Annotated in this window: 11 protein-coding genes and 1 pseudogene; 4 read left to right on the top strand and 8 right to left on the bottom strand. The window is 60.1% G+C overall.

Translation table 11 applies throughout. The features are described 5' to 3' along the window. Positions 1-25 precede the first annotated feature (25 nt). Entirely contained in the window at positions 26-1174 is a 1149-nt protein-coding gene (macA, locus tag BLU52_RS13875) for a macrolide transporter subunit MacA (RefSeq protein ID WP_090284065.1), read from the top strand. Positions 1175-1176: 2 nt separating this feature from the next. Beyond that, positions 1177-3135 carry a MacB family efflux pump subunit gene (locus BLU52_RS13870; protein ID WP_090284063.1) on the top strand — a complete coding sequence of 653 codons (1959 nt, stop codon included), beginning with the start codon at positions 1177-1179 and terminating at the stop codon, positions 3133-3135. 10 nt (positions 3136-3145) lie between these two features. Here BLU52_RS13870 and BLU52_RS13865 read toward each other — a convergent pair whose 3' ends face one another. From BLU52_RS13865 to BLU52_RS13830, 7 genes and pseudogenes are all read right to left on the bottom strand, one after another. Next, positions 3146-3874 (bottom strand): helix-turn-helix transcriptional regulator, encoded by a 729-nt coding sequence (locus tag BLU52_RS13865; protein ID WP_090288561.1) that lies wholly within the window; start codon positions 3872-3874, stop codon positions 3146-3148. Between the two features lie 286 nt (positions 3875-4160). Continuing rightward, a complete protein-coding gene (locus BLU52_RS13860) occupies positions 4161-4424 on the bottom strand; it encodes a hypothetical protein (RefSeq protein ID WP_090284062.1) in 264 nt (87 codons plus the stop codon). Between the two features lie 188 nt (positions 4425-4612). Further along, entirely contained in the window at positions 4613-5092 is a 480-nt protein-coding gene (locus BLU52_RS13855; protein WP_090284060.1) for a copper chaperone PCu(A)C, read from the bottom strand. Next, positions 5092-5697: an SCO family protein gene (locus tag BLU52_RS13850; RefSeq protein WP_090284058.1), complete on the bottom strand. Its 606-nt coding sequence runs from the start codon at positions 5695-5697 to the stop codon at positions 5092-5094. Before BLU52_RS13850 ends, BLU52_RS13855 begins: the two co-directional genes overlap by 1 nt. Before the next feature lie 194 nt (positions 5698-5891). Continuing rightward, positions 5892-6443, bottom strand: coding sequence for an ATP-dependent Clp protease proteolytic subunit (locus BLU52_RS13845; protein WP_090284056.1), 552 nt, complete (start codon positions 6441-6443; stop codon positions 5892-5894). A 380-nt stretch (positions 6444-6823) separates the two neighbouring features. Beyond that, a pseudogene (locus BLU52_RS27265) lies at positions 6824-6919 on the bottom strand (general stress protein); the annotation flags it as partial. A gap of 197 nt (positions 6920-7116) precedes the next feature. Then, a complete protein-coding gene (locus tag BLU52_RS13830; protein WP_090284051.1) occupies positions 7117-7788 on the bottom strand; it encodes a polysaccharide lyase family 7 protein in 672 nt (223 codons plus the stop codon). 247 nt (positions 7789-8035) lie between these two features. On the opposite strand from BLU52_RS13830, the gene ycaC reads away from it, so the two are divergent. Beyond that, positions 8036-8668: an isochorismate family cysteine hydrolase YcaC gene (ycaC, locus tag BLU52_RS13825; RefSeq protein ID WP_090284049.1), complete on the top strand. Its 633-nt coding sequence runs from the start codon at positions 8036-8038 to the stop codon at positions 8666-8668. A gap of 70 nt (positions 8669-8738) precedes the next feature. On the opposite strand, the gene BLU52_RS13820 is transcribed toward ycaC, so the two are convergent. Continuing rightward, positions 8739-9944 carry an MFS transporter gene (locus tag BLU52_RS13820; protein WP_231987969.1) on the bottom strand — a complete coding sequence of 402 codons (1206 nt, stop codon included), beginning with the start codon at positions 9942-9944 and terminating at the stop codon, positions 8739-8741. A gap of 169 nt (positions 9945-10113) precedes the next feature. On the opposite strand from BLU52_RS13820, the gene BLU52_RS13815 reads away from it, so the two are divergent. Beyond that, positions 10114-11064: an AraC family transcriptional regulator gene (locus BLU52_RS13815; RefSeq protein WP_408003535.1), complete on the top strand. Its 951-nt coding sequence runs from the start codon at positions 10114-10116 to the stop codon at positions 11062-11064. The last annotated feature ends 876 nt before the right edge of the window (positions 11065-11940 follow it).

Below are 11940 nucleotides of genomic sequence, written 5' to 3'. Positions count from 1 at the left end.
CCCTGAACGGATTTGTGGTTTATTTATGGAAAAGTCGAAGTTGCGCAAAGTCGCTTTGGGTGTGGCGCTGGCGGCGGTCGCCGGCTTGTTGCTGTACGCGGTACAGGCGCCGGCGCAAGCGCCGCAGTACCTGACGGCCACGGTGGAACGCGGTGACATCGAGAACGCGGTGCTCGCCACCGGGTTGCTTGAGGGCATCAAGCAGGTGGATGTCGGCGCGCAGGTGTCGGGGCAATTGAAGTCGCTCAAGGTCAAGGTGGGCGACAAGGTGAAGAAGGGCCAGTGGCTGGCGGAAATCGATCCACTGGTGTTGCAGAACACCCTGCGTCAGGCCCAGGTCGATGAAGAAAACCTGCAAGCGCAAAAACGTGCGACCCAGGCGCAACTGCGCCAGACCAAGGCCTTGTTCGAGCGTTACCGGAATTTGCAGGAAGACGCGTCGATCTCCCGCCAGGATTTCGAAACCGCGCAGTCGAATTACGAAGTGCAGCAGGCCAACCTGCTGTCACTGGACGCGCAGATCAAGAGTGCGCATATCCAGATCGACACCGCCAAGGTCAACCTGGCCTACACGCGGATCATTGCGCCCATCGACGGCGATGTGGTCGGCATCGTCACGCAGGAAGGGCAGACCGTGATCGCTAACCAGTTGGCGCCGATCCTGCTCAAGCTGGCCGATCTGGACACCATGACGGTCAAGGCGCAGGTGTCGGAAGCGGATGTGATACACATTGCGCCGGGGCAGGAGGTGTATTTCACCATTCTCGGTGAAGACAAACGTTATTACGGCAAGCTGCGCGGCACTGAGCCGGCACCCCAGAACTTCCTCGAAACCCCGCCGGCCGGCACGCCGAAGCAGAACACCGCGGTGTTCTACAACGCATTGTTCGAGGTGCCGAACCCGGATCATCGCTTGCGCATTTCCATGACCGCGCAGGTGCGCGTGGTGCTCGACACGGCGAAGTCAGTGCTCATGGTTCCAGTGGCGGCACTCGGCGCGCGCAACGGTGACGGCAGCTATCCGGTGCGTGTGCTCGATGCCAAGGGGCAGGCCCAGCCACGCACCGTGCAGGTCGGCATCAACAACAACGTCAAGGTGCAGATCAACGAAGGTCTGGTCGAAGGTGATCGCGTGGTGATCGGTGATCCGGTGTCCGCTGTGGCGGGGTCCTGATCATGGCCGAAGCCCTGCTGCAATTGAGTGGCATCACCCGTAGCTTCATTGCTGGCGATCGCGAGTTTCTGGCGCTGAAAGACATTGACCTGACGATACACGCCGGGGAAATGGTGGCGATCATCGGTGCGTCCGGCTCCGGCAAATCGACGCTGATGAACATCCTTGGCTGTCTCGATTACGCCACCGCCGGCAGTTACAGGATCAACGGCCGGGAAACCCGCGACCTCGGCAGTGAGGCGCTGGCAGAACTGCGCCGCGATTATTTCGGGTTCATTTTCCAGCGCTATCACTTGCTGCCGCATCTGAGTGCCATGCACAACGTCGAGATCCCGGCGATTTACGCCGGCACCCCGGAGCCGCAACGCCACGCCCGCGCCCGCGAGCTGTTGGCGCGGCTGGGTCTGGAGCGGCACCTGACGCACCGGCCCAGCCAGCTGTCTGGCGGCCAGCAGCAGCGCGTCAGTATTGCTCGCGCCTTGATGAACGGCGGTGAAGTGATCCTTGCCGATGAGCCGACCGGTGCCCTCGACACGACCAGCGGCAAGGAGGTCATGCACATTCTGCAGGAGCTGCACGCCGCCGGGCACACGGTGATCCTGGTGACCCACGACCCGAAAGTAGCGGCCAATGCCCAGCGCATCATTGAAGTCAGCGACGGCGAGATCCTCAGCGACCGGCGCAATGTCCCCGACGGCGAAGCATCGGTCAACGACGACCGCGTGGCGCCGCAAGCCACCGCAGCTCGGCGTCTGGTCGCCAGCCTCGGGCTGTTCAAGGAAGCCTTCAACATGGCCTGGGTCGCGTTGATTTCACATCGCATGCGCACCTTGCTGACCATGCTCGGTATCGTCATCGGCATCACTTCGGTGGTGTCGATTTCGGCGATCGGCGAGGGTGCCAAGCGCTATGTGCTCAAGGACATTCAGGCGATCGGCAGCAACACCATCGATATCTATTCCGGGACCAGTTTCGGCGACAGCCGATCCGCCGCCATCGAAACCCTGGTGCCCGCCGATGTCGCGGCGCTCAATCAACTGTATTACGTCGACAGCGCGACTCCGGTGGTGGGCCGCAATCTGCTGCTGCGTTACCGCAATATCGATGTCGATGCCCAGGTCAACGGCGTCAGCGATCTGTATTTCCAGGTGCGCGGGATCAAAATGGCGGCGGGCATTCATTTCAGCGAAAGCGATGCGCGGCGTCAGGCTCAGGTGGTGGTCATTGATCACAAAACCCGTCAGCGCCTGTTCGGCGAGCAGGTCGATCCGCTGGGGCAGGTGATCCTGATCGGTAATCTGCCGTGCACCGTGATCGGCGTCGCGGCGGAGAACAAGAACCTGTTTGCCGCGAGCAAGTCGCTCAACGTCTGGGTGCCCTACGAAACCGCTGCCGGGCGGCTGCTGGGCCAGCGCTATCTGGACAGCATCAGCGTGCGCATCAAGGACGGCCAGCCGAGCAAGGTGGTGGAAGACAACGTCAACAAACTGATGTTGCAGCGCCACGGCAGCAAGGATTTCTTTACCAACAACCTCGACAGCATCATGCAGACCGTGCAGAAAACCAGCCGCTCGCTGGCGTTGCTATTGTCACTGATTGCGGTGATTTCGCTGGTGGTCGGCGGCATCGGCGTGATGAACATCATGCTGGTTTCCGTGACCGAACGGACCCGCGAGATCGGCATTCGCATGGCGGTGGGCGCGCGCCAGTCGGACATTCGTCAGCAGTTTCTGGTGGAAGCGGTGATGGTCTGTCTGCTCGGTGGCGCCATCGGCATTTCCCTGTCGTATGCCATCGGCCATCTGTTTTCGGTGTTCATCAAGGAATGGGAGATGGTGTTTTCCATGGGCTCGGTGCTGACGGCTGTGTTCTGTTCGACCCTGATCGGCGTGGTGTTCGGTTTCGTACCCGCGCGCAACGCTTCACGGCTGGACCCGATCGAAGCGCTGGCGCGAGATTGATCACACTGGGTCAGGGGGTGGAGGCTGCCGCGCTGTCCTGCGGCGAATACATCCACTTCATCAACGAATGCCGGCCGCTGATGCCCAGCTTGATCGCCGCGCGCTTGAGGTAGCTTTCCACGGTGTTGACCTTGAGCTGCAGCTGCGCGGCCAGTTCCGGCGCGGTGTGCCCGGCGAGCAGGCCGATGCACACCGCGCTTTCGCGGTTCGACAGCTTCAAACCCAGTTGCTGCAAGCGTTCGTTGAAGCGCAGGCGCAGGGTCTCCAGGCCACTGGTTTCGGCGTTCGGTGCAAGAGCTTGCGAGTCGATCTCCAGCGGCTGCACGGCGTTGATGTGTTTTTCGACCATCGGCAGCAGTACCGGCGAGATGTCCTGCAGGAGGCTGCGTTCCTGGGCAGAAAAGCGTTCCGACTGATCGTTGCGGTACACCGAAATCACGTAACGGTAACCGTCCTTGCGCCGGGTCAGGTGCAATTGCGCAGCGTCGGCGACGGGTGGCGATGTCTCGGGCGGCGGCCGGTCGCTGTGTTCGCTGAACAGCGTGTCGGCGCGCAACGCCGCGTCCCTCGTCGGTTCGGGTTCGCAGCGCTGCGTCACCGGTTCGACGCGCATCTGCCGGATATGCGTAGCGTCCACCGCCAGTTGCGTGCTAATCAGGTCATGCAGCATGCGCGGGAAATGGCGGCTGCCGGTGCTGGCAATGACCTTGCCGATGTGCGGAAACAGGTGTGAGTTCATGTCTTCATCCGTGAGTGGCATTGAGCGGCTCGTATCCTTGCAGTCCCGGCGTGAGCTCCCTGGCCGGTAAAATTTCCTGCAGGTTTGGATCCTATCCTAGTACAACGTTTCAACATGCGTTTAATCAAGCGCAATTGCGATAAGTACGCACTCAGGTTCGCATGACGCATCAAGAATGCAAAAGGGGACCTTCGGCCAGACAAAAGAAAGCCTGCGTTAACAGCAGGCTTTTTGCTTGGTCACTCGATGGGCTGCGTTCTGTCGAAATCGCCAAAGGGGTCGAACGTCATGCGCTGAGTTGCTCTTTCGAACGCCGTTTTTCCTGGAGGTAACGTCCTTGCAAGACCATTATCTCTGCCTTGTTGAGGACACCCTTACGTTTCAGGTTCACCAGCAGTTGCTCAATACCGTCCAACTCAACGGCATCTCCGGCGAGCCGCGTAATCGTCGCAGCCATGCAACTCAGACCGTCACGGTCGGCGCCGACCCTGTGCTTTTTAGCGAGTTTGCGGACTTCGTTCGCAACGCTGTCACTGGCTGATTCGGTCATTTTTTAACCCCTCATTTGCTCTGTCGGAGAATAGCATGGCGCTGTTCGGGCGGATAACCGTCGAGCGTTTCGATTATCGTTAATGTGCTTTTTCGAAATACGCTGACGTGAAATACCGGGTCGGACCTTCAGACACAAAAAAAGGGGCAGCCTGATCAATCAAGCCGCCCCTTCAGATCACTCGGCAATCAATGCATCTTGCTGTGATCGTGCCCTGGCATGTTGGTCAGCGCACGCACCGGCGCCTTCACCTCGAGGGTCTCTTTCTCGCCCTTGGCGTTTTCCACGGTCAGGGTCAGCGTTACGCTTTCGCCTTCCTTGAGCTGCCCGGTCAGACCCATCAACATCACGTGATAACCATTGGGATCAAACGCGACCGCTTTGCCGGCCGGCAGGTCGACCGACTTCACCGGGCCCATGCTCATGATGTCGTTCTTCATGGTCATTTCGTGGATCTGCACTTCTTTGGCGACCGGTGAAGCCACGCTGAGCAACTTGCTGTCGCTGTCAGCGGTGAGTGTCATGAACGCGCCGCTGGCGCTTTGGTTCGGCACGGTGGCGCGAACCCAGGCGTCGTCGACTGTGGTTTGCGCCGATGCCTGAAAAGCCAGGCCCAGCAACGACAGACCCCATACAGCGCGTCTGATGTGGTTCAAGACAGGACGCATCAGCAGACCTCCATAACAGTAAGCAAATCTTCCGTGCATTGTTCTGCCGAAAGCGATGTGGACAGCCCCAGGCGCAAGCCGCCGTTGGAGTCGTAGACGTAACTGGTCGCGGTGTGCGAGATGGTGTAGGTGTCGCCGGCCGGAACTTTCTCGTAGAACACGTCGAATTCCTTGGCGGTGGCCTGGGTTTCCTCAAGCGTGCCGTACAGCGCGACGAAGGTCGGGTCGAAGGCTTTCATGTAGGCGTCGAGAATTTCAGGGGTGTCGCGCTCTGGATCGAGGGTGATGAAGATCACCTGCAAGCGATCGCCGTCGGCGCCCATCAGCTTCTTGATTTTCGCCGCGCGGGCGAGGGTGGTCGGGCACACGGCCGGGCACTGGGTGAAACCGAAGAACACCATCGGCATCATGCCGCGAAAGCTCGACAGCGTCATGGTTTCGCCGTCGGTGTTCTTAAGTTTGAAGGTGCGCCCCATGATCTTGTTACTCAGATCCTTGCCGTACTTGTACGACAGTTGGCCGCGGGTGTCGCAGCCGGCGAGCAGGCCCAGCCCGAGCACGCCCATTCCCGCAAGTACCTTGCGGCGAGTCAACAAAGCCGTCATCTAATACCGCCTTTTGCAGCCCGTCAGTCGACAGGACTGGCGGGGGGTTAACCGTAAAAGCGGCGCATGATACCAAACTGCAGGCAGACGCCGGCCACGGATCGCCGGATGGTGTGGGATAGCGCCACAAAAGGTGTAAGAAAAGATGACCTCGCGGGTTTCGACAGGCATGGCTGAGGGGGAGTGGGGGGCGGTCAACCGTGAATGATCGAATTCACTGATTCGGCCGTAATCACCGGCGCCTCGATCGCGTCGATCAAGCCACACAGCATGGCCTGCGAAGGGTCGATGATGCGCGGGGCCGCCGTCAGGTATTTCTCGGTTTCCAGCGTTTCCCGGGCACCTTCCGTGCGTTCGGCGACGATGCGCGCATACAGGTACAAGTCGTAATCCAGGCTCATGGCGTATTCCGACATGCGCGAATGATCGACCGCGCCCTGCAGGTGCCAGTGAAACGGGTGAAAGAGAAATTTGCTGTGGGTACACGCCGAGCGCCGCTCGCCGGCGAGAAAGACGATATTGCCCATCGACTCGACCGTGCCCAGGTTATGCGTGTGCACCGGAATCGGCAGGGACAACAGGAAGTTGTACATGGTGAAACCGTAACTGCATTCGCCCCCCATCGTGGCGATGTTGACGATCAGCTTCGAGGCTTTTTGCTGTACGGCTATGGAGGCTTTGTCGATCAATTGGCCGCAGGTGGAAGCGTTGATCGGCCCCGTGAAATTGATGACGTGAACGGGCATGAGTCACCTCGCTGTTGAATGGCGTTTTGACGATGCGATAACCGGCGGCGGTTATTAGCGAACTTGCTTAATGGCCTCGCTCGCAAACCGGCCGGGTATGCGTGGCTGCGCACTGGCGCTCGGCCTGGGCGGCGCCTTGCAGGCGCTCGTAGCAGCTGCGCGACGCCACGGCGGGAACAGGGCGTGGCTGCTCTGGGGCACTGTCAGGTTGTATAGGCTGATCCTCTGCCACTGTCAGGCCTGGAGGAGAGCTTAGCTCCATTTCGTGAGCAGGCTCTTCAGCCTTTTCCATTTGCATGGCGCAGTGGTGGGTTTCGACGGGCGCTTTCATGGCAGACCTCAAGGTAAAAGGGGCAGCAGCGCCACCCCCGAGCTGGCGTTTAAGACTTGCGTCCGCCGCCATGGCTCTGTTGCCCGCCCTTACGGCCGGCTTCCGAGGCTTTTTCGCGGTCGTTGGCAAAGTTGCCGCCATTGCCGCTGCCCGATGAGCCCTTTTTATCGCTGGTGGAGGTCTTGTTATTGCCCTGATTCTTATTACCGGTAGTCATGATGGTTCTCCGACAACAGTGAGGGTTAACTTGCTGTCCGTTAACGCAACGGACACTTATTCCGATAACGCCAAAGCGTGAATCGTTTTGATTGTTTTACAGTTGCCCGATAAGCGGTCGAACGATTAATGGCTGATCAACAAGTCGTGGATCAGACAGACCGAGCCATCGGTGGCCGCCGTGGTCGCGCTGTAATCGATCTGGTTGTAGACACCGCCATGAAAGTTGAAACGCTGGCTGGCCCAACTGCTGTCCATTTGCTGCGGCGGCGCCGAGGTGGTCACGCCGTTGCAGATCACCAGCACGTTGACCAGCCCCGCGGCACTGACGTTGATCTCGACCGTGAAGGGCACGTTGAGGCCAATATTGCTGGCGATCGTGCTGTTGACCGGGTCGGGCTGGTTGAAGCTCTGGCGAAAACCCCAAGTGATGCGGTTCTTGTTCCAGAACACCTTGATCACCGGGCCGTCGTCGTCCTTGACGTGCATCTGCGCAATCACCACCTTTTGCGCGGAATTGACCTGCGTGAGCGTCATGCGCTGGCGATTGACGTGTAGCGCTGCGCTTTCCAGCGTCCAGTACACCGGCTCTTTCCATTCGCAACGGGTGCGATGGGTGCTTTTGCTTGAAGCGCCAAGGGTTGGCGCGCTGAAACGGATGCTGCCATCGGGCTGGCGGCTGATGATTTCAGGCAAGCGACGCAAGGCCTCATCGCCTATCAGTTCGAGTGCAACGGGGTTGGTCGGCGAGGTGGCAGCGGGCGTGGTGATCATCAAACGGCTGATATCGACAGGCATGAATACCTCCACAATCTCGATCGGATGAAGTGGCTGTGTTGCTAGACGAGTGATGCCGGGCTGCGCCGATGTGTTCCATGAAGTTAACAGGTGCCTGGACAAATGGCGTGGGTCAGCCCGCTGCATTGTCCGTTTTCAGTGGACAGTGAAACGCGTTTCAGCCGATTTATCCCTTTTCGATGGGTCAGTAATCTGTACCCAACTTGAACGCAACAACACACTTCAAACTTGAAAAGGGACGCACACCATGACCACTCCAACCTACAACCGCCTGAACAAAGACGACGCCATCGTGCTGCTGGTTGACCACCAGACGGGTCTGATTTCCCTGGTGCAGGACTTCTCGCCCAACGAGTTCAAGAACAACGTGCTGGCCCTGGCCGACTTGGCGAAGTTCTTCGAACTGCCGACCATTCTCACCACCAGTTTCGAACAAGGCCCGAACGGCCCGCTGGTCCCGGAACTGAAAGAAATGTTCCCGGACGCGCCGTACATCGCTCGCCCGGGCCAGATCAACGCCTGGGACAACGAAGACTTCGTCAAAGCGATCAAGGCCACCGGCCGCAAGCAGATCATCATCGCCGGCGTGGTCACCGATGTCTGCGTAGCGTTCCCGACGCTGTCGGCATTGGCGGAAGGTTTTGATGTGTTTGTGGTCACCGATGCTTCGGGCACCTTCAACACCACCGTGCAACAAGCCGCATGGAACCGCATGACCCAGGCCGGCGCACAAATGATGAACTGGTTCTCGGTGGCCTGTGAGCTGCACCGCGACTGGCGCAACGATATCGAAGGCTTGGGCAACCTGCTGTCACAGCGCATCCCCAACTACCGCAACCTGATGAACAGCTATACGGCGCTGACTGCAAAGCAGAAGTAGTCGGTATCGCTGTACAACAAAGCCCGCTTTGAAAGCGGGCTTTTGTCGTTTGAGGATTCGGGACGACGAGTCAGGTCAGGGTCATCGATGGCTGGGGCGCCCGTGAGGCCGCACGCGCGGCGAGCAACGCCAGCACTGCCGCTACGACGAGCAACCCGGCGCTGGATTCGAACGTCGCGCGATAGCCGCTCATGTCGAACAACACGCCGCCGACAATCGCGCCTGAGGCGATAGCCAATTGCACCACCGCGACCATCAGACCGCCGCCCGCTTCGGCGGCATCCGGCAGGGTCCGCGCCAGCCACGTCCACCAGCCCACCGGCGCAGCGGTTGCCACCAGACCCCACAAACCGAGCAAGACTGCGGTAATGACCGTTGAACTGCCGAAGGCAATCAACGCCATCGCTATCACCGCCATCAGCAGCGGAATGACGATCAGCGTGCGATGCAGGCTTGTTTTTACAAACCCTTCGATCAGGAAAGTCCCGGCCAGCCCGGCCACGCCGAGGCCGAGCAACATCAGCGAAAGCACCGAAACACTGACCTGTGTGACCGTTTCAAGGAACGGTCGCAGATAGGTAAACAGCATGAACTGGCCCATGAAAAACACACTGACCGCGAGCATGCCCAACGCCACCGGCGGGCGTTTGAGCAAGCGCAAGACATTCCCGGAAGCGGCGCCACCAGCGGCTTTCATCGACGGCAGACTGAACATCAGCCAGGCCCCGGCCAGCAGCGCGACCGGCACCACGCAGAAAAACGCCCCGCGCCAGCCGATCAACGATCCGAGAAAACTGCCCAGCGGCGCGGCAATCACGGTTGCCAGCGCATTACCGCCGTTGACGATCGCCATCGCTCGCGTGACCTGTTCATCCGGCACCAAACGCATCGCTGTCGCTGCCGAAAGCGACCAGAAGCCACCAATTGCCACACCGATCAGCGCGCGACCGAGCATGAACACTGGGTAGTTCGGTGCGAACGCGACCACGCTGCCGGAGACGATCATTAACCCGGTCAGCGACAGCAGCAGCGGCTTGCGATCAACCCGAGCCGCCAGCAATGGAATCAGCAGACTGGTGAGCAAGGCAAACAGCCCCGACACGGAAATGCCTTGGCCGGCCTGGCCTTCGCTGATGTGCAGGTCGCTGGCGATCGGCGTCAGCAGGCTGACCGGCATGAACTCCGAGGCCACCAGCACGAAGGCAGCAAGCGACATGGCGAATACCGCGCCCCATGAGGCGTGCGGTTGCGGCGGGGTGGGTAGGGTCGCGGTCATTGTGTGAATCCTGTGTTGCGCGAAACGCCCATTGTCCCGGTCAGGCGCACACGGCTGTAGCGCGATTCGCTGGATTTCTTGCCTGATCCGCTGAGCCGCGCCATTTGCGCGGGACGCTCGCGCGCCGGCACGCTACAGTTCAGCGCAGAGGTAACGGAACCCTATGACGATGACACTTCCCCCCTATTTATCGCTGCAAGCCGAGCTGGCGCAGACCATCGGCGCCCATGCCGAGGTACCAGGCGATTTCCCCACGGCGATTGCCGGGCTCGGTTTTTTCCGCCGCGAGCAACCCTCGTCGCCGCTGGTGTGCATGGTCGAACCCAGCGTGATTCTGGTAGCGCAGGGCGAGAAAAAACTGTGGGTGGGCGGCGAAGGTTTCATGTACGACACCTCACGATTCCTGCTGACCTCACTGGACCTGCCGGCCAATTCCGAAGTATTGCAGGCCAGCCCCGAGCGGCCCTGCCTGGGCCTGTCGTTCAAGCTCGATGTGCAAATGCTTGCTGAGCTGGCCGCGCACAGTGAGCCACCGTCATACCGCGACGGCGCCGAGCGCAAGAGCGTCGGTATCGGCTCGGTCACCCAGCCGATGCTGCTGGCGTTCCAACGCTTGCTCGCACTGCTCGACGAGCCGGAGGCAATCGCGGTGCTGGCGCCGTTGATCCAGCGCGAGATCCACTTCCGCCTGCTGCAAAGCGATCAGGCGCTGCGGTTGCGCAAGATCACTGCGGTCGACGGGCAGGGTTACCGCATCGCCAAAGCCATCGACTGGCTGAAAATCAACTACACCTCGCCGTTGCGAGTCGAGGAACTGGCCGCGCGGGTGCAGATGAGTGCGCCGACCTTCCACCATCATTTCCGCCAACTGACGACGATGAGCCCGTTGCAATATCAAAAGTGGCTACGCCTGACCGAAGCGCGGCGACTGATGCTCAACGAACAGCAGGATGCCTCCAGCGCCGCCTTCAAGGTCGGCTATGAAAGCCCGTCGCAGTTCAGCCGCGAATACAGCCGACTGTTCGGCGCCGCGCCCAAGCGCGACATCGTCGCATTGCGTGGGCAGCGCCATTCGGGCGACGAGCGCCAAAACGCGAAAATCGAAAGCCCCTCACCCTAACCCTCCCGAAACGTCGGACCGCCCGTAGGGAGAGGGGACTGACTGTGGTGGATGTAAGAGATGCGCCGACGTGCGATATCGAGCTGAATGCGACTTTTGAAAATCAACAGCCCTCACCCTAACCCTCCCGAAACGTCGGACCGCCCGTAGGGAGAGGGGACTGACCGTGGTGGATGTAAGAGATGCGCCGACGTGCGATATCGAGCTGAATGCGACTTTTGAAAATCAACAGCCCCTCACCCTAACCCTCTCCCGGAGGGAGAGGGGACTGACCGTGGTGGATGTAAGAGATGCGCCGACGTGCGATATCGAGCTGAATGCGACTTTTGAAAATCAACAGCCCCTCACCCTAGCCCTCTCCCGGAGGGAGAGGGGACTGATCGTGGTGATTGGAAGGCATACGCCAACATGTGATACCGAGTCGTACGCGATTTTCGAAGCCAACGCAGATCGGCTCCCTCTCCCTCCGGGAGAGGGCTGGGGTGAGGGGCGAATCCACTGAAGATCTCAAGCCATACGGCGCTTCTAACCACTCAACAATGAGCGTTAGCTCGAGTGCTCTTGATCTTGCCTGACCAGCGACATCGGAAGGCTGAGTGGAGGGATTGATCCGGGCGTGGGAGCGCAGCGACCGTACGACGCAGTCGTACACAGCGGAAGTAGGTGCAGCGCAGCAAACCGTAGCCGCTGCGCCAGGATCGATCCCGCAGCGAAGGGACCCGAGCCTGCGAGGGCCGAACGCAGGAGCAAAGCCTTTTGGTTCCTTTTTGGCGTTTGAAAAAGGGACTCGCCGTAAGGGCGAAACCCTAAGTCGCCATCACCGCAGCAACGGATATGTACCCAAAACTCACCGCCTGAAAGAAAGCCATCGCTTGC

It is taken from the genome of Pseudomonas granadensis, from assembly GCF_900105485.1.
Classification (GTDB): Bacteria; Pseudomonadota; Gammaproteobacteria; order Pseudomonadales; family Pseudomonadaceae; genus Aquipseudomonas; species Aquipseudomonas granadensis.
The sequence above is the reverse complement of the archived record's forward strand: the minus strand, read 5'-3'. Positions and strand labels throughout refer to the sequence as shown.

Excerpts from the sequence above, each read along its gene's own strand:
- macA (WP_090284065.1), top strand. The coding sequence starts at position 26 with ATGGAAAAGTCGAAGTTGCGCAAAGTCGCTTTGGGTGTGGCGCTGGCG.
- BLU52_RS13870 (WP_090284063.1), top strand. The coding sequence starts at position 1,177 with ATGGCCGAAGCCCTGCTGCAATTGAGTGGCATCACCCGTAGCTTCATT.
- BLU52_RS13865 (WP_090288561.1), bottom strand. The coding sequence starts at position 3,874 with ATGAACTCACACCTGTTTCCGCACATCGGCAAGGTCATTGCCAGCACC.
- BLU52_RS13860 (WP_090284062.1), bottom strand. The coding sequence starts at position 4,424 with ATGACCGAATCAGCCAGTGACAGCGTTGCGAACGAAGTCCGCAAACTC.
- BLU52_RS13855 (WP_090284060.1), bottom strand. The coding sequence starts at position 5,092 with ATGCGTCCTGTCTTGAACCACATCAGACGCGCTGTATGGGGTCTGTCG.
- BLU52_RS13850 (WP_090284058.1), bottom strand. The coding sequence starts at position 5,697 with ATGACGGCTTTGTTGACTCGCCGCAAGGTACTTGCGGGAATGGGCGTG.
- BLU52_RS13845 (WP_090284056.1), bottom strand. The coding sequence starts at position 6,443 with ATGCCCGTTCACGTCATCAATTTCACGGGGCCGATCAACGCTTCCACC.
- BLU52_RS13830 (WP_090284051.1), bottom strand. The coding sequence starts at position 7,788 with ATGCCTGTCGATATCAGCCGTTTGATGATCACCACGCCCGCTGCCACC.
- ycaC (WP_090284049.1), top strand. The coding sequence starts at position 8,036 with ATGACCACTCCAACCTACAACCGCCTGAACAAAGACGACGCCATCGTG.
- BLU52_RS13820 (WP_231987969.1), bottom strand. The coding sequence starts at position 9,944 with ATGACCGCGACCCTACCCACCCCGCCGCAACCGCACGCCTCATGGGGC.
- BLU52_RS13815 (WP_408003535.1), top strand. The coding sequence starts at position 10,114 with ATGACACTTCCCCCCTATTTATCGCTGCAAGCCGAGCTGGCGCAGACC.